The sequence below is a fragment of the Sinomonas terricola genome (assembly GCF_034931225.1).
GTDB lineage: Bacteria > Actinomycetota > Actinomycetes > Actinomycetales > Micrococcaceae > Sinomonas > Sinomonas terricola.
On sequence record NZ_JAYGGQ010000024.1, the window covers coordinates 18,672 to 34,995 of the forward strand.

The 16,324-nt window shown below is 69.8% G+C and carries 14 protein-coding genes; 5 read left to right on the forward strand and 9 right to left on the reverse strand.

What is annotated here, in order from left to right:
* From SPF06_RS21105 to SPF06_RS21120, 4 genes are all read left to right on the forward strand, one after another.
* Complete coding sequence (locus SPF06_RS21105) at positions 1-1,521, forward strand: ABC transporter ATP-binding protein (RefSeq protein WP_323281134.1); 1,521 nt, start codon at positions 1-3, stop codon at positions 1,519-1,521.
* A 52-nt stretch (positions 1,522-1,573) separates the two neighbouring features.
* Positions 1,574-2,401, forward strand: coding sequence for an energy-coupling factor transporter transmembrane component T family protein (locus tag SPF06_RS21110; protein ID WP_323281135.1), 828 nt, complete (start codon positions 1,574-1,576; stop codon positions 2,399-2,401).
* A 124-nt stretch (positions 2,402-2,525) separates the two neighbouring features.
* Positions 2,526-2,921 carry a VOC family protein gene (locus tag SPF06_RS21115; RefSeq protein WP_323281136.1) on the forward strand — a complete coding sequence of 132 codons (396 nt, stop codon included), beginning with the start codon at positions 2,526-2,528 and terminating at the stop codon, positions 2,919-2,921.
* A gap of 110 nt (positions 2,922-3,031) precedes the next feature.
* Entirely contained in the window at positions 3,032-4,573 is a 1,542-nt protein-coding gene (locus tag SPF06_RS21120) for a UDP-N-acetylglucosamine 1-carboxyvinyltransferase (protein ID WP_323281137.1), read from the forward strand.
* Positions 4,574-4,601: 28 nt separating this feature from the next.
* Here the strand turns inward: SPF06_RS21120 and SPF06_RS21125 are convergent, their stop codons facing one another.
* Positions 4,602-5,087: a glutathione peroxidase gene (locus tag SPF06_RS21125; protein WP_323281138.1), complete on the reverse strand. Its 486-nt coding sequence runs from the start codon at positions 5,085-5,087 to the stop codon at positions 4,602-4,604.
* Positions 5,088-5,255: 168 nt separating this feature from the next.
* Between SPF06_RS21125 and ggt the strand changes: the two genes are divergently transcribed.
* Complete coding sequence (gene ggt, locus SPF06_RS21130; RefSeq protein ID WP_323281139.1) at positions 5,256-7,100, forward strand: gamma-glutamyltransferase; 1,845 nt, start codon at positions 5,256-5,258, stop codon at positions 7,098-7,100.
* Here ggt and SPF06_RS21135 read toward each other — a convergent pair.
* The 8 genes from SPF06_RS21135 to SPF06_RS21170 all read right to left on the reverse strand — a co-directional run bounded on the left by SPF06_RS21135 (position 7,097) and on the right by SPF06_RS21170 (position 16,300).
* On the reverse strand, positions 7,097-8,203 hold the full coding sequence (locus tag SPF06_RS21135; RefSeq protein WP_323281140.1) for a DUF2891 family protein: 1,107 nt from the start codon (positions 8,201-8,203) through the stop codon (positions 7,097-7,099). The two genes, ggt and SPF06_RS21135, sit on opposite strands and share 4 nt — an antisense overlap.
* Positions 8,204-8,212: 9 nt before the next feature.
* A complete protein-coding gene (locus SPF06_RS21140) occupies positions 8,213-9,181 on the reverse strand; it encodes a DUF979 domain-containing protein (protein ID WP_323281141.1) in 969 nt (322 codons plus the stop codon).
* The gene (locus SPF06_RS21145) at positions 9,178-9,894 is read right to left on the reverse strand and encodes a DUF969 domain-containing protein (protein WP_323281142.1); all 717 of its coding nucleotides are present in this window, start codon (positions 9,892-9,894) and stop codon (positions 9,178-9,180) included. The genes SPF06_RS21140 and SPF06_RS21145 overlap by 4 nt, the downstream gene beginning before the upstream one ends.
* Before the next feature lie 214 nt (positions 9,895-10,108).
* The gene (locus SPF06_RS21150) at positions 10,109-10,786 is read right to left on the reverse strand and encodes a GntR family transcriptional regulator (RefSeq protein WP_323281143.1); all 678 of its coding nucleotides are present in this window, start codon (positions 10,784-10,786) and stop codon (positions 10,109-10,111) included.
* Positions 10,787-10,827: 41 nt separating this feature from the next.
* On the reverse strand, positions 10,828-12,561 hold the full coding sequence (locus SPF06_RS21155; RefSeq protein ID WP_323281144.1) for an acetyl/propionyl/methylcrotonyl-CoA carboxylase subunit alpha: 1,734 nt from the start codon (positions 12,559-12,561) through the stop codon (positions 10,828-10,830).
* Positions 12,554-14,164, reverse strand: a complete 1,611-nt coding sequence (locus tag SPF06_RS21160; RefSeq protein ID WP_323281145.1) for a 5-oxoprolinase subunit B/C family protein — start codon at positions 14,162-14,164, stop codon at positions 12,554-12,556. The genes SPF06_RS21155 and SPF06_RS21160 overlap by 8 nt, the downstream gene beginning before the upstream one ends.
* 4 nt (positions 14,165-14,168) lie before the next feature.
* The gene (locus tag SPF06_RS21165) at positions 14,169-14,939 is read right to left on the reverse strand and encodes a LamB/YcsF family protein (protein WP_323281146.1); all 771 of its coding nucleotides are present in this window, start codon (positions 14,937-14,939) and stop codon (positions 14,169-14,171) included.
* 143 nt (positions 14,940-15,082) lie between these two features.
* The gene (locus SPF06_RS21170) at positions 15,083-16,300 is read right to left on the reverse strand and encodes an FAD-dependent oxidoreductase (protein ID WP_323281147.1); all 1,218 of its coding nucleotides are present in this window, start codon (positions 16,298-16,300) and stop codon (positions 15,083-15,085) included.
* Positions 16,301-16,324 lie beyond the last annotated feature (24 nt).

Below are 16,324 nucleotides of genomic sequence, written 5' to 3' on the forward strand. Positions count from 1 at the left end.
ATGCCCCCCGCAGCGCCCGCGGGTGTCAGGGCCCGCGGCTGGGGCTGGCGCCACGCGGGCCGAAAGGCCTTCGCCGTGAGCGGCCTCGACCTCGACATCGCGCCGGGCGAGCGCGTCCTCCTGCTCGGTGCGTCCGGCGCGGGCAAGTCGACGCTCCTGCACGCGCTCGCGGGCGTCCTCGGCGCGGCCGAGGAGGGCGAGGAACACGGCGAGCTCACGGTCGACGGCGTGCCGGCACCGAGTGCGCGCGGCCGCGCGGGGCTCGTGCTCCAGGACCCGGAGAGCCAGATCGCGATGGCCCGCGTGGGGGACGAGGTCGCGTTCGGGTGCGAGAACCTCGCCGTTCCGCGCGACGAGATCTGGCCGCGCGTGCATCGGGCGCTCGCCGACGTGGGCCTCGACCTTCCGCTCGACCGCCCCACCGCGGCCCTCTCGGGCGGCCAGAAGCAGCGGCTCGCACTCGCGGGGATCCTCGCGATGGAACCCGGCCTCGTGCTGCTCGACGAGCCGACCGCGAACCTCGACCCGGAGGGCGTCGAAGAGGTCCGCGAGGCCGTGCAGCGCAGCCTCGACCGCACGGGGGCGACGCTCGTCGTCGTCGAGCACCGGGTCTCGGTGTGGAGCGGGCTCGTGGACCGCGTCGTCGTGCTCGGTGCCGGCGGCGGGCTGCTCGCGGACGGCCCGCCCGAGCGCGTGCTCGCGGACGCGGGCGTACGACGGCGCCTGGCCGCCGCAGGCGTGTGGGTTCCGGGCTGGCATCCGCTCACCGGAGAAGAGCCGGCCAAGCCGCTCCGACCGGCGAACGGCGGCGGCGAGCTGCATGGGGGCTCCTTGCTCCGCGCGGAGGGTCTCGCCGTCGGCCGCTCGCCGAAGCTTCCGCCCGTCGTGGGCGGGATCGACCTGGCGCTCCGCGAGGGCCACGCGACGAGCGTGACCGGGCCGAACGGGGCCGGCAAGTCGACGCTTGCGCTCACGCTCGCGGGGCTCCTGCCCGCCGTCGGCGGTCGGCTCACGGCGCTTCCGCCGCTCGCGCTGGGGGCCAGCTCGAGCCCACACCGCTGGCGATCGAGCGAGCTCGTGAGCCGGATCGGGACCGTGTTCCAGGAGCCCGAGCACCAGTTCCTCACGCCGCGCGTCCTCGACGAACTCGAGTTCGGGCCGCGCCGCGTCGCCAAGCTGTCCGAGAAGGACGTGCGGCGCATCGTGGACGGGCTCCTCGAGCGGCTCCGCCTCGAGCGCCTCGCCGGGGCGAATCCGTTCACGCTCTCGGGCGGCGAGAAGCGGCGCCTCTCCGTCGCGACGATGCTCGCGACGAGCCCGCGGATCCTCGTCCTCGACGAGCCGACGTTCGGCCAGGACGCCCTCACATGGGCCGAGCTCGTGCGGCTCCTCGCCGACCTGCTCGCACAGGGCACGGCACTGCTCGCCGTCACGCACGACGAGGACTTCACGACCGCCCTCTCGGACACTGTCTATCGCGTCGATGGCGGGCGCGCTGCACGCGTGGAGGCCGCGGCATGAGCGCGGACATCTGTGTCGATGGCGGGCGCGCTGCACGCGTGGAGGCCGCGGCATGAGCGTGGACATCCTCACCCCCGACGTCGCCAACTCCGTCCTCGCGCGGGCCAACCCCGTCGCGAAGCTCGCGGCTGCCCTCTGCATCACGGTCACGCTGCTGTTGAGCGTCGATTGGGTCTCGGCGTCCGTGGCCCTCGCGTGCGAGCTGTGCCTCGTGCCGCTGCTCGGGGTGCGCCCGGGAACCCTCGCGAAGAGGACGTGGCCCCTCGTCGCGGCCGCCGCCATCGCTGCCTATTCGACGGCGTTGCTGGGCGTCAAGGCTGGGCCGGTATGGCTTCAGCTCGGGCCGGCCGCCTTCCAGATTGTGCTCTCCGAGCACTCCGTGCTCACGGGCGCGGCGATCGGCCTACGCGGCCTCGCGATCGCGCTCCCCGGCGTCTTCCTCCTCTTCTCCACCGACCCTACCGATCTCGCCGACGGCCTCGCGCAGAAGCTCCGCCTCCCGAGCCGATTCGTGCTCGGCGCGCTCGCGGGAATGCGGCTTGTCGGGCTGCTCGTGGACGAATGGCGCACGCTCGGGCTCGCGCGCCGCGCCCGCGGCGTGGGGACCGGCCACAGCCCCATAGCGCGCTTCCGGGCTTTCCTCGGCCAGGCGTTCGCGCTCCTCGTCCTCGCGATCCGGCGGGCCACGCGGCTCGCCGTCGCGATGGAGGCTCGCGGCTTCGGGGGCGTCGTGGACGGGCGTGCCGCGCCGCGCACGTGGGCGCGCGAGTCGAGCTTTTCGCGGCTCGACGCGTGGGTTCTCCTCTCCGGGGTGGGGATCGCGGCGCTCGCGGTGGGCGCCGCCGTCGTCCTCGGGACCTGGAACGTCGTGTGGGGGTAGCGCGCGCAAGCGATAGGTGACGGTTGGACGGGGCGGAACGCGAGCGCTCCGCCTCTGGTGCTCCGCACGCCGTCGTGGGATCGTGGCCCGCGGGGGAGGACCACCGCAATCCAAGGAGCCCACGATGTTTGAAATCTCCGGATCGTTCTCGAGCTTCAGCGTTGACGACGTCGAGAAGGCGCGCGACTTCTATGCCGGAACCCTGGGATTCCAGGCGGCGGACGCCTTGGGCGGCGGGCTCGACCTCACGCTTCCGGGCGGCGGGCGCGTCTATGCGTACCCGAAGTCGGACCACGTGCCCGCGACGCATACGGTGCTGAACCTCGTCGTGCCTGACATCGAGGCGGCCGTGGCATCGCTCCACGAGCTCGGGATCCGCACCGACCACTACCCGAGCACACCCGAGATGCCGCTCGACGAGAACGGAATCCTGCGCGATCCGAATGCTCCCGAAGGCTTCGGGATGGCATGGTTCAAGGACCCGGCGGGCAACGTCATCTCGGTCTTGGCTCAGCCTTAGGTCCTTGCAATATCTCATGAGAGTGTGCTAGCGAGCGGTCTAGACCGCCTGAGGACACAGTTTGGTGTCGAATTCGGGGTGCCTATCGCATCTGTGATATTTTGGCCGACATGGCGCAACAGACTGCTGAAACCGTCGGGGCGATTCTGCGCGAAGTGCGCAGCGACAAGGGCTGGACCCAGGGCCAGCTCGCAGCGGAGCTGGGCACAAGCCAAAGCGCCGTCGCCCGCATGGAGCAGGGCAAGCAGAATCTGAGCCTCAAGATGCTCCAGCGCATCGAGGACATCCTCGGCCAGCGCATCCTCAATATCGGCCCGTCCAAGATGACCCATCTCCGGGTCGAGGGCGGGCGCCGCCTCTCCGGCGCCGTCGACGTCAACACGTCGAAGAACGCGGGCGTGGCCCTTCTGTGCGCGAGCCTCATCAACCGCGGCACGACGACGCTGCGCAACCTCGCGCGCATCGAGGAGGTCAACCGGATCGTCGAGGTGCTCACGTCGATCGGCGTCGAATGCACGTGGCTACCGGCAGCCCCAGGCGAGCAGCCGCGCGACCTCCAGATCCGCCGCCCCACCGTCCTCGACCTCGAGGCCATGGACGTCGAGGCCGCCCGGCGCACGCGCAGCGTCATCATGCTTCTCGGCCCGCTGCTCGACGAGCGCAGCGAGTACAAGCTCCCGTATGCGGGCGGCTGCGACCTCGGCACGCGCACGGTCGAGCCGCACATGCAGGCCCTCCGCACGTTCGGGCTCGCGGTCGAGGCGACCAACGGCTTCTACTCCGTGCGTGCCCCCGAGGCCGACGGCCACGACCGCACGTTCGTGCTCACGGAACGCGGCGACACCGTCACCGAGAACGCGATCATGGCCGCCGCACACCGCGAGGGGCTCACAGTGATCCGCAACGCCTCGCCGAACTACATGGTCCAGGACCTGTGCTTCTACTTGCAGAGCCTCGGCGTGGAGATCGAGGGCGTCGGGACCACGACGCTGCGGATCCGGGGCCGTTCGCGCATTCACCAGGACATCGACTACTGGCCGTCGGAGGACCCGATCGAGGCCATGAGCCTCATCACGGCGGCTGTCGTGACGAACTCGCAGGTGACGGTGCGCCGCGTGCCGATCGAGTTCATGGAGATCGAGCTCGCGACGCTCATGCAAATGGGCCAGCAGCTCGAGATCTCGGGCGAGTACATGGCGCGCAACGGCCGCACGCGCCTCGTGGACGTGACCACGCTCCCCTCGGAGCTCGAGGCGCCCGCGGACAAGATCCACCCCATGCCCTTCCCGGGCCTCAACATCGACAACCTGCCGTTCTTCGCGGTCATCGCGGCGAACGCGACCGGCCAGACCCTCATCCACGACTGGGTCTACGAGAACCGGGCCATCTACCTCACGGAGCTCAACCGGCTCGGCGCCCAGATCCAGCTCCTCGACCCGCACCGCATCTACGTCAATGGGCCCACGAAGTGGCGCGCCGCCGAAGTCGGCTGCCCGCCCGCGCTCCGCCCCGCGGCCTGCATCCTCCTCGCGATGCTCGCGGCCCGCGGCACGAGCGAGCTGCGGAACATCTACGTGATCGAGCGCGGGTACCAGGACCTCGCCGAGCGGCTCAACTCGATCGGCGCTCGGATCGAGTACTTCCAGGACTGAGCTCGCCCGCTGCACCCGCCGAACGGGGTCAGCGCGGGACGGCGCCTTCGATCAGCGCAATGATCGCCGGGTCGTCCGGAAGGACGCGCGGCCGGAAACGGTGAACTGTTCCGTCCGGCAGCACGAGGAACTTCTCGAAATTCCAGATGATGCGACCCGCCTGGCCGGTCGTGTCGGGCGTCTTGGTGAGCTCCCGGTACAGGGGATGCGCGGTGCGGCCGTTGACGCGCACCTTTGCCATGATCGGGAAGGTGACGCCCCACGTCGTCGTGCAGTATTCCGCGATCTTCTCCGAGTCGCGGTACTCCTGGAGGAACTGGTTGCTCGGGAACGCGAGCACCGTGAAGCCCCTCTTCCCGTAGCGCTTCTGCAGCTCCTCGAGCTGCCCGTACTGGGGCGCGAGGCCGCAGCGGCTCGCGACGTTCACGACGAGCCGGACCGTGCCCGCCCACTCGCCGAACGTCGTCGTCCGTCCGGCCAGGGTGGTGACCGCGATCCCGTCAAGATCGGCCATGGTGCTCCCGTCAGCGCCCTCTCCCGGTAAGGCAAACGAACGGCGGCGGCACCGGGTTCACCCTTGGGGCAGCAGAAACTCGATCGCTCGGCGGGCTGACGCGTGCTCGGATCGCGAACTAGGTTGGTTCACACCTGTCAGCCCGCTGTGCCTTGATCTGGAGGGATCATGACCACTCTTCGACATCGCGTGGCCGCCGCCGCGGGGGTCCTCGCGCTCGGCGTCACGGCCGGTGCCGTCGCCGCTCCCGCCTCTGCCGATCCGAGACAGACCACGAAGTCTCCGACCGCCGTCGGCTTCGGCGGCGCCGTGACCACGGTCGACGCGGACGCCACGGCCGCGGGCCTCGACGTCCTGCGCAAGGGCGGCAACGCCGTCGACGCCGCCGTCGCGGCGGCAGCCACCCTCGGGGTGACCGAGCCGTACAGCGCGGGCATCGGCGGCGGCGGGTACTTCGTGTACTACGACGCCAAGACCCGCACGGTGCAGACGATCGACGGCCGCGAGACCGCGCCCGCGGTCATGCCGCACGACGCATTCATCGACCCCGCGACGCAGAAGCCGTACAACTTCACGCCGCAGCTCGTCACGAGCGGGATCTCCGTGGGCGTCCCCGGGACCGCCGCGACGTGGCAGCGTGCGCTCGAACGCTGGGGGACGCTCGATCTGGGCGAGGCGCTCAAGCCCGCGATCAAGGTCGCGGACCGCGGCTTCGTGGTCGACCAGACGTTCCGCCAGCAGACCCTCGACAACAAGCTCCGCTTCGAGGCGTTCCCCGCGACATCGAGCCTCTACCTCCCGGGCGGCGACGCTCCGCAGGTCGGCACGATCTTCCAGAACCATGACCTCGCCGCGACCTACCGCCTCCTCGGCCAGCAGGGGACGAGCGCGTTCTACACCGGGCCGCTCGCGCAGGAGATCGCGAACACCGTCCAGAACCCGCCGAAGTCGCCGACCACCACCCTTCCCGTGCCTCCCGGCCACATGACCGCCGCGGATCTCGCGGGCTACACGACGATCGACCGCGCGCCCACGCACGTCAACTACCGCGGCTACGACGTCTACGGCATGGCGCCGTCGAGCAGCGGCGGCACCACGGTGGGGGAGTCGCTCAACATCCTCGACACCGTCAACCTCTCCGAGATGACGGTGCCGCAGGCCTTGCACTACTACCTCGAGTCCAGCGCCCTCGCGTTCGCCGACCGCGGCAAATACGTGGGGGATCCGGCCTTCGTCAACGTCCCGACCCAGGCGCTCACCGACCCGCTGTTCGGCAAGGAGCGGGCGTGCCAGATCGACTCGAACAAGGCGACTCAGGTTCCCTTCATGCCGGGAGACGTGAGCAATTTCGACGGCGTGTGTCCGGCTCGCCCGGCTTCGGCCGCCAGCGAGAAGGACACCGAGAACATCTCGACCACCAACCTCACCGTCGCGGACAAGTGGGGCAACGTGGTCGAGTACACGCTCACGATCGAGCAGACCGGCGGTTCGGGCATGGTCGTCCCCGGGCGCGGGTTCATTCTCAACAATGAGCTCACGGACTTCTCCGCAGTGTGGAGCGCGTCGGATCCGAACAGGATCGAGCCGGGCAAGCGCCCGCGCTCGTCCATCTCGCCGACGATCCTGCTCGAGGACGGCAGGCCGTTCCTCGCCCTCGGCTCGCCCGGCGGCTCGACGATCATCACCACCGTCCTGCAGACGATCGTGAACCGGGTCGACCTGGGCATGACCACGCCGGAGGCGATCGCGGAGCCGCGGGCATCGGACCGGAACTTCGCGAACTCCTCGGGCCATGCCTTCGTCACCGCGGAGCCCGGGTTCATCGCGAAGTACGGCAGCGCGCTCGCGCCGTTCGGCCACCTCCTCGTGCCGTCCGGAGATGCGTTCACGTCGGCGGCCGAGATCGGGGCTGAGACCGCGATCGAGTTCCTGCCCGACGGGCGGACGCTCGCCGCGGCCGAACCCGTGCGCCGGGGCGGCGGCTCGGCGATGGTCGTCACGCCGTCGCCCTAGGCGAGCTCGAGCTCCCGCCGCGACTCGAGCGCATCCCACGCGAAGCTCGCGAGCCAATGGGTCGCCATGAAGTCATCGCTGTCGAGCGCCCCGAGCCCCGCGGCCAGGAGCGGCTCGAGCGCGGCGGCGAGCATGGGCTCGGCCGACGACGGCGCCGTCGCCTCCCGCAGTGCCCGCGCCACGCGCGCGAGCTGGCCCGCGCGGCTCAGGTTCAAGCCGTGCAGGTGGACCATGTATCCGTCCGACTCGTCGGTCACGCCGACCACGGCGAGCATGCGTGACTCGGCGCTCAGGCGCGGGAGGAACCGCTCGAACCACGCCGCGAACTCGTCCGGGCTCAGCACGCGCTGCATCAGGTCCGCCTCGCTGAGCCCGGCCGAGAGGAAGTCCTGCCCGCTGAGCTCCCACTCCGAGGCCCAACCGGCATCCGCGCCGAACCACGCGCGGGCTGCGGCCTCGCAGGCCCCCGCGGCGTCGGTACGGCCGAGGGCGCGGAACCCGTCGAGGAGGAGCGCGACGCCGAACGCCGAGTTCGTGTGGAGACCGTGCCGAACGGGATACTCGGCCTTGGCGAGCCACTCCTGCACGAGGCGTTCGACGACGTCGACGCACCCGTCGAGGTTCCGGCCCCACGCGCGGAGCTCGTCGTCCGGTGAGCTGTGGCACGCCGCTGCGAGGCGGACGAGCCATGCCCATCCGTACGGCCGCTCCCATGACGGGTTGGCGGCGAGATAGGCGGCCTCGACGGTGAGCTTCTCCGCCGTGAGGTTGTCCGCCAACGCACCCCGCAGCCGCGCCGCCGTTGTCTGGTCGAGGCGGGCGGCGCCGTCGTCTGCCACGCCGTCCAGGAGGTCGATCGCGGAGGCGGCACCGCCGTCGCCCCCCGTGCCGACCCCCGCGCTCAGCACGCTCACGCCGAGCCAGTGCATGTGGACGCACGAGTGCCAGTCGAATGAGGTGCCGAACGCGGGGTGGAGGTCGAGGGGTGTGGGGCGGTCGTCGTCGGACGTCTGTACATGGTGGGCCGAGTACGGGTAGGCACGCCTCAGGTTGTCGAGGACGACGCCCGCGCAGTGCGCGGCAGCCGTGGGGAAGAGTTCCATGGAGGCTCCTTAGAACGCGAGGAAGTACATGAGGGCGGTGTTGACGGCGAGCAGCGGGAACGCCGTGCCGAGCTGCGCCGCGATGACGCCGTACTTGTTCTTCATCTCGAGCAGGGCCGAGGGCACGAGGTTGAAGTTCGCGGCCATGGGGGTGCAGAGCGTTCCGCAGAAGCCGGCGAGCATGCCGATCGCGAACACGATCGCGGGGTTGCCGTGGAACTGCTGGACCAGCACCGGCCAGCCGATTGCCGCCGTCATGATCGGGAACGCCGCGAAGCCGTTGCCCATGAGGATGGTGAAGATGAACAGGCCCACGCAGTAGACGATCACGGCTGCGAGGAGCGAGCCCTTCGGCATGACGCCCGTCACGAGGGTGCTCACCGCGGTGCCGACGCCGGCCTTCGTGAAGAGGATGCCGAGCGTCGAGAGCATCTGGGGGAGCAGGGCCGCCCAGCCGATGGACTCGAGGATGCGCCGGCTCTCGAACACGGGTGTGAGGGGGTGCTTGGGCCGCAGGATGAGGAGGGCGACGACGGCGGCCGCGACTGCGCCGATCGCGAGAGCCACGAGGGTGGTGTTCTTTGGATCGAGGATCGGGGTCGTGCCGATGACGAGGACGGGCGCGAGCAGGACGAGGACGACCGTGACGACCGGGAGCGTAAGGGCTGGGATGAAGAGCCTGTTCCCGAAGCGGGCGGCGAACGCCTCGCGCTGGGGGCCGGTCGAGGTCGTGGCTTTGCCATCTGCGAGTTGCTTCGTCGCGGCGAGGGCCACGAGCACGAGTACCGCGATGCCGAGGATCCAGGCAGGTGCGGTGCCCGCCTGAACCCACGTGCCGTAGAAGAAGCACAGGCCAAGGAGTCCCCAGAAGGCGGCGCTGCCCCAGCGTCGGGGGTGGTTCGCGTCGCGGCCGATGAGGATGGCCCACGCGATGAACAGGATTCCGATGAGCCAGTAGACGGCTTCGACGTTGATCACTTGGCGCCCTCCGTCGCGGTAGCGGCTTCTTGAGCCTGGGTGGTGTTGGCGAATTCCTTGTCCAGCGCGCGATCGAGGCGGAGGAGCCGGAAGCCGTGGATGAGGAACGCCGCGAACGCCGAGGGGATGGCCCACAAGGCGAGCTGAAGCGGCTCGAGGTGGAGGTGGTAGGTCGTGTCGACGAAGGTCGTGATGAGCAGGATCGAGCCGACGGCCACGAAGACGTCCTCGCCGAAGAAGACGCCGACGTTGTCTGCTGCCGCCGAGTGGCCCTTGATGCGTTCCTTGATGTGCTCAGGGACGTGGCCGTAGCGACGCAGCGCCGCGCCCTCGGCCATCGGGAAGACGAGCGGCCGCACTGCCTGCGCGTGCCCGCCGATGCTGTTGAGGCCGACGGCGGCCGTGAGCTGGCGTACGGCGAGGTACCCGAGCAGCACTCGGCCTGCCGTGAGCTTGGCGAGCTTGCCGATGAGTGTCTTGGCCTGCTCCTGCAGCCCGAAGTATTCGATGATGCCGACGACTGGCAGCACCGCGACGAAGATCGTGACCGAGCGGCTGCTCGCAAAGCCGCTGCCGAAGGCGTCGAGGATCTGGAGGGGATTGAGGCCGCCGAGAAGGGCTGTGACGATGCCGGCGACGGTGACGACGACGAGTGGGTTCAGGCGGATGGCAAAGCCAACGATCACCAGAAGGACCCCGATGAGTACAAGCATGATTATCCGTTTCGGAGAGGATGCGGTCCTGCGGGAAGGCGAACGCCGATCGGGCGTGCTGTGACCCACAGCATATCCGTTTGTTGAACAATCAGGCAAGGTCTTGTTGAACAATCCTTGAGAAACGCAAATCGACTGCTCCGTAAGTGTCGTATTGGGTGCTCAAAACGACACTTACGGAGCAGTCGATGAAAAAAGGGCGGGCCGGGGTCGGTCAGTCTTCGAGCGCCGCGAGAAGCTGCCGCTCGGCCCGGCCGAGGTAGTCCGCCATGAAACCCGCAGCTTCGATGGTGCGGCCGGCCTCGAGCAGCGCGACGATCTCGGCGTTGTCTTCCACATACGGCGCGTGGAACCGGGGATCCGCGGCCATCGACGCGAACACGAGCCGCATCTCGGCGAGGATCTGCTCCATGAGGCTGTCGAGCCGCTCGCTCCCCGCGCGCGCGACGAGCGCTCGGTGGAACTCCTGGTTCGCGTTCGCCATCGCGGGCACATCCCCGGCTCCGGCGGCCTTGCGCGCGTCCCGCACAATCGCCGCGAGCGGTTCAGTAGGCCCCGCGGGAGACCACATGAGCGACGCCGGCTCGATGAGCCGCCGTACACGATAGATTTCCCGGATGTCCTCGGCGGTAGGGTGCGAGACGAACACCCCTCGGTTCGGGATGCGCGTCACGACCCGTTCGGCGTGGAGCGTCGCGAAAGCCTCGCGGAGCGTGTTCCGGGAGACCCCGAGCGCCTCGCGAAGGGACTCCTCCGCGAGCTTCGCGCCCGGCGCGAGGAGCCCGTCCGCGATGCGCTGCCGGAGCTGCGCTGCGACCCACGTGCTCGTCTCGGCGTGCTTCGTGCTCCGGGCCTCTGTGCGCAGGCTGGTGAGAACCTCCTCAGACGTCATGGCTCAACCCTAGCGGCGCCGCCTTCAGCGGCCGCGGTGGGTTACGTGATCGTCGTGAGCACGGTCCCAGGGGCGACGGCGTCGCCCGCCGTCGCGACGTGCTCGCCGACGCGTCCGGACCGGTGGGCGCGGACGGTCGTCTCCATTTTCATGGCCTCGAGGACGACGACGGCGGAGCCCGCCTCGACCGCGTCCCCGGGCTCCGCGAGCCACTTGACGATCGTCCCGCCCATGTCCGCGGTCAGTGCGCCGGGTGCGGCGCCGTCGTCGTCCGCGGGAACCGCGTGAGGCGCGCCGCCGGCGGCCGCAAGTCCCGCGAAGAGCGCCTCCGGCACGCCGAGGGTGACGCGGCGTCCGTCGAGGTCGACGGCGAAGGTGCGCCGGCCGAGGCCGGGCGCGGCCGGGCTGAACTCGGGATTCGCCGCGAGCTCGGACGCGAACTCGGACTCGATCCACGTCGTGTAGATGCCGAGTTCGCCGTCGGCCGCGAATGCGGGGCTGTCCACGACGGCGCGGTGGAATGGGAGGACCGTGGCGAGGCCGTGGATTTCGAATTCGCGCAGCGCCCGGCGGGCCCGCCGAATCGCCTGCTGCCGGTCCGCGCCGGTGACGACGAGCTTCGCAAGGAGCGAGTCGAACTGCCCCGGGATCACCGACCCGTCGCGAACGCCGGAGTCCACTCGGATCCCGGGCCCCGTCGGCACCGAGAAGCGAGACACGGTGCCCGGCGAGGGGAGGAAGCCGCGCGCGGGATCCTCGGCGTTGATGCGGAACTCGATCGAGTGGCCGCGCGGCTCGGGATCCGAGAGAACGGGGAGCGGCTCGCCGGCCGCGATCGCGAGCTGGGCGGCCACGAGGTCGATGCCCGAGGTCTCCTCCGTGATCGGATGCTCGACCTGCAGCCGCGTGTTGACCTCAAGGAAGCTCAGCGTGCCGGAGCGGTCGAGGAGGTACTCGACCGTCCCGGCCCCGACATATCCGGCCTCGCGGCAGATCGCCTTCGCCGATTCGTGGATGCGGGCCCGCTGCTCTGGCGTGAGGAACGGCGCGGGGGCCTCCTCGACGAGCTTCTGGTGGCGTCGCTGAAGCGAGCAGTCGCGCGTCCCGGCGACGACGACGTTCCCGTGCGTGTCTGCGATCACCTGCGCTTCGACGTGCCGCGGGCGGTCGAGGAACTTCTCGACGAAGCACTCCTCGCGCCCGAACGCCGCGCGGGACTCGCGGACCGCCGAATCGAAGCATTCCTCGATCTCGTCCATGGTCCGCGCGACCTTGAGCCCGCGCCCGCCCCCGCCGAACGCGGCCTTGATCGCGACTGGGAGGCCGTGCTCGCGCGCGAACTCCCGCACCTCGGCGGCGCCATCAACCGGCCCGTCGCTGCCCGGAGCGAGCGGCGCGCCCGCCCGGACCGCGACGGCCCGCGCGCTCACCTTGTCCCCGAGCAGGCGAATCGTCTCGGGGGACGGACCGATCCAGACGAGGCCCGCGTCGAGGACTGCTTGCGCGAAGTCAGCATTCTCGGACAGGAAGCCGTAGCCCGGATGGACGGCGTCGGCGCCGCTGCGGGCGGCGACGGCGAGGATCTTGGCGGCGTCGAGATACGTCTCCGCAGGGGAGGTTCCGCCGAGGGCGTAGGCCTCCGTGCAGGCTGAGACGTGGACCGCGTCGGCGTCCTGATCGGCGTAGACGGCGACGCTTGCGATCCCCCCGTCGTCGCAGGCTCGCGCGACGCGGACGGCGATCTCGCCGCGGTTGGCGATGAGGACTTTACGCATCGAATGTTCCTTCTGGTCCTTCGGGGCCCGAGGGGGCCACGGGTGCTTGAATCTGTTGGAACTGCACTGTTCCACCGGGCGCGATCTGCCCGGCCTTGTCGAGGTCTGCGCTGACGACGACGCCGATCACCGGGTACCCGCCGGTCACAGGGTGGTCGGAGAGGAAGATGAGGGGCTGTCCGTTCGGGGGGACTTGGATGGAGCCGCGGATAACCCCTTCACTCGCCAGTTCGCCTTCGCTCGCCCGCTTGAGCGGGCTTCCGTTCAGCCGCAGGCCCACGCGGTTGGACTGGGGGGTCACCGTCCATTCCTGCGAGAGGAAGGATTCGATCGCCTCTTGCGTGAACCAACTGTCCCGAGGGCCAAGGACTACCCGCAGTACCGCACCAGCCGGGTCGAGCTGCGGCGGGACCTCGGGATGTCCGACGACGGACGACGGCGGGGCGGGCAGCACCCGCATGGAGCTTCCGGCGGCGAGGGGCTCGGGGCCGAGGCCCGAGAGCGTGTCTGTCGAGCGGCTTCCGAGGACGGGGTCGACGCCGATGCCACCGCGGACCGCAACGTAGGTGCGGAGTCCCGCTGAGGGGCGCCCGAGGGCGAGCGTCTCCCCGGCGAGGAGCGCGAACGGGGCGTCCATTGCCGGGTGCCGGGCGCCGATCTCGAGGGGGACGGGTGCGCCGCTCACGGCCAGCACCTGATCCTTGACGGCGCGCAGCCTCAGTCCCCCCAGCAGGGTCTCGATCGCGGCGGCTTCTTCGGGGTTGCCCGCGATCCGGTTGGCGCGGCGAAGCGAAGACCTGTCCATGGCTCCGGACACGCTCACGCCCAGCGCGGAATTGCCTTCCCGTCCCAGGTCTTGCACCGTCGACTGCAGGCCTGGATCCGCAACGATGAGTCCCGCGTCTTTCCCAGCTGCCGGGCGCGTCTGCTCCGGCTCGGGTTCCGGACCGCGGACAGCGGCCGTGGCCCTCACCGGGGCGAAACGAACGCTGTCGCCGGGCCGGATGAGGGCCGGGTCGGTCCGAGCGGAGTCCCACATCGGCGCGTCCGTCCGCCCGATGAGCTGCCAGCCTCCGGGGGAGCTGCGGGGGTAGACCGCTGAGTAGCCTCCCGCGAGCGCGACGGAACCCGCAGGCACTGCTGTTCTGGGCGACGACCGTCGCGGGACGTCGAGCCGCCCGTCGGCAATGAGGTAGGCGAAGCCGGGGGCGAAACCCGTGAAGGCCGAGCTCCAGATCTCGGAGGAATGTGCCTTGACGACCCCCTCGCGGCTCAGCCCGGCCAGGCGCGCGACGTCGTCTAGGTCTTCGCCGTCGTACACGACCTCGATGGTCACGAGCCGACTGTCTCGGGTTTGCACGGTGCCGAGGACGAGGCTCCGGACGTGATGCATGAGGCGTGCGGCGGACTCGGGCGAATCGGCGGTGATGAGGACCGTCTTCGCCGCCGCGACGACGTCGACGACACCCTCTGCGGTTCCTTCGTGAAGCTGGGCCTGAAGGCTCATGACGGCGTCCAGCGAGTCGAGCTCCGCGAGAAACGCTCGGTCGCCCACGAGGCGGAGCGCTGTCACGCGTCCGACGGCGGTTTTCGCTCTGTTCATGGCGTTAGACGAAGCTCCGTACGGCGATGCCTTCGCGCTCGAGGGCTTGGCGGATGCGGGCCGCCATGGCGACGGCGCCGGGGGAGTCGCCGTGGACGCAGATGCTTTCGGCGTTGACGCGCACCATGGAGCCGTCGATGGCGCGAATCTTCCCTTCGGCGAGTCGAAGGACGTGCTCGACGACGTCGTCGACGTCATGCAGGACGGCGCCGGTCTCGCGTCGCGAGACGAGGGTGCCGTCGGGGTTGTACGCCCGGTCCGCGAAGGCTTCGTTCACGGTTCGCAGGCCCGCCGCGTGTGCGATCCGCTGGATCTCGGAGCCGGGGAGGACGACGAGGGGGAGCGTGTCGTCGACGGCTCGGATGGCATCGACGACGGCCTGCGCCTGTCGGGTGTGGTGGACGATCGCGTTGTAGAGGGCGCCGTGTGGTTTCACGTACCGAACCGAGGTGCCGGCGGCGCGGGCCAGAGCCTGGACTGCGCCGATCTGGTAGATGACCTCGTCGGTGAGCTCGGTCGGCGAGATGTCCATGAAACGGCGCCCGAACCCCGAGAGGTCGTTGTAGCCCGGGTGAGCTCCTACGGTGACGCCGGCGATGGCTGCGGCCCGGCAGGTCGCGCGGATCGTGCCCGGATCGCCCGCGTGGAAGCCGCAGGCGACGTTTGCGCTCGAGACGCTCTCGAAGATTGCTTCATCGTCGCCGAGCGCCCACCTGCCGAAAGACTCTCCGACATCGCTGTTGAGATCGATTCCTTCGCGGTCGATGCTTGCCAATGTGACCTCCGTCGCAAGTGCTGATGCTTCCAGCATGCCCCATCACCACAGATTGTTCAACAATGTCTTTCGGCTTTGCTGTGAGGCGCGAGATGCAGACGTGAATTTGAAGCCGCAGAGGAGTAGTCAGCCAGACCCGCACGTCAGGGGACTTGCACGGGCTCGAGCAGGGTGTGCGGTCCGGTGTCGAGGATCCCGGAGAGGGCCAGCGCCTGCTTCTGGCTCGCTCCGGCGAGGGCGGCCGCGCGGAAGGCCAGATGCAGGAACGGCCGCAGCGGCGTGGGCACGAACATCACGCGCCCAATCTGATTCGTCGCCTCGATGACCTTCGCTGCAACTGCCCGGCGATTCGCCGCATACGCGTCAAGCAGGGGTTCCACATCTGCGGGCCGCCCCGAGTCCTCGGCGTCCGTGGCTGCGGCCAGAGTTGAGGCGAGGTACCACGCATCCCGAATCCCGAGGTTCATGCCCTGGCCCCCGGCGGGGCTGTGGACGTGGCCGGCATCCCCCGCGAGGAGCACGCGGCCAGCTCGGAAGCTGTCGGCGAGGTGGTGCCGGAAGCGGAATCGCGCTGACCAGACCACTTCCTCAATGCGGACTCGGCCGCCGTTCGCAACGGGCTGCCAGCGTTCATCGATGAGCCTTTGCACGGCATCGACAGTGTCCGCCCGGGCGCCGTCCGCGAGGTTGGCGATCACGCGGAGCCTTCCCAGAGGCAGTGGAACGAGCCCTAGGACCCCGCTGCGCGCCGTCAGGAAGATGGCGCGGCTCCTGTCCACGGGCCCGGAGGGCACGACGTCGGCAAGCACCATGTTCTCGTGGTCACCCCGGGAGCCCCCAGTGTCCGGATAGCCGATTCCCACGGCCACGCGCACCGTGCTGTGCATCCCGTCTGCTCCGATGACGAACCGCCCCCGGACCGTGGCGCCTCCTTCGAGCGCCACGGTAGCTCCGCCGTCGTCCTGCTCGATCCCCACGGCGCGGCCCGGGACGAAGCGGACGCCCGCTTCGTTGGCGGCGGCGCGGAGCAGAGCCTGCGTCCGGGTTTGAGGCAGCGTTGCCGCGAAGGGGTACTTCCCGGGAAGCGAGTCGAAACGTGCGGTGCTGAGCACGGATCGCGGATTCCGGGTCTGCATTGCAGAGATCTTGGCGGCTTCCGCCAGGATCCTCTCCACGCAGCCCAACTGTTCGAGCACTCGGAGGGTCCCGGCATGGATCGTGATGGCCCGCGACCCCACGCTCTGGTCTTCCCCGGAGTCGACGATGACAGCGGAGCGACCTTTGCGCGCGACGGCGAGGGCCGCCGACAGTCCAGTGGGCCCAACCCCCACGATCACGACGTCTGCTTCTGCGAGGTACATGGCCATGCTCCCTTCACTCGTTGG

Bases quoted from the DNA above. Each gene is read 5' to 3' on its own strand.
- SPF06_RS21105 (WP_323281134.1), top strand. From the start codon at position 1: ATGCCCCCCGCAGCGCCCGCGGGTGTCAGGGCCCGCGGCTGGGGCTGG.
- SPF06_RS21110 (WP_323281135.1), top strand. From the start codon at position 1,574: ATGAGCGTGGACATCCTCACCCCCGACGTCGCCAACTCCGTCCTCGCG.
- SPF06_RS21115 (WP_323281136.1), top strand. From the start codon at position 2,526: ATGTTTGAAATCTCCGGATCGTTCTCGAGCTTCAGCGTTGACGACGTC.
- SPF06_RS21120 (WP_323281137.1), top strand. From the start codon at position 3,032: ATGGCGCAACAGACTGCTGAAACCGTCGGGGCGATTCTGCGCGAAGTG.
- SPF06_RS21125 (WP_323281138.1), bottom strand. From the start codon at position 5,087: ATGGCCGATCTTGACGGGATCGCGGTCACCACCCTGGCCGGACGGACG.
- ggt (WP_323281139.1), top strand. From the start codon at position 5,256: ATGACCACTCTTCGACATCGCGTGGCCGCCGCCGCGGGGGTCCTCGCG.
- SPF06_RS21135 (WP_323281140.1), bottom strand. From the start codon at position 8,203: ATGGAACTCTTCCCCACGGCTGCCGCGCACTGCGCGGGCGTCGTCCTC.
- SPF06_RS21145 (WP_323281142.1), bottom strand. From the start codon at position 9,894: ATGCTTGTACTCATCGGGGTCCTTCTGGTGATCGTTGGCTTTGCCATC.
- SPF06_RS21150 (WP_323281143.1), bottom strand. From the start codon at position 10,786: ATGACGTCTGAGGAGGTTCTCACCAGCCTGCGCACAGAGGCCCGGAGC.
- SPF06_RS21155 (WP_323281144.1), bottom strand. From the start codon at position 12,561: ATGCGTAAAGTCCTCATCGCCAACCGCGGCGAGATCGCCGTCCGCGTC.
- SPF06_RS21160 (WP_323281145.1), bottom strand. From the start codon at position 14,164: ATGAACAGAGCGAAAACCGCCGTCGGACGCGTGACAGCGCTCCGCCTC.
- SPF06_RS21170 (WP_323281147.1), bottom strand. From the start codon at position 16,300: ATGTACCTCGCAGAAGCAGACGTCGTGATCGTGGGGGTTGGGCCCACT.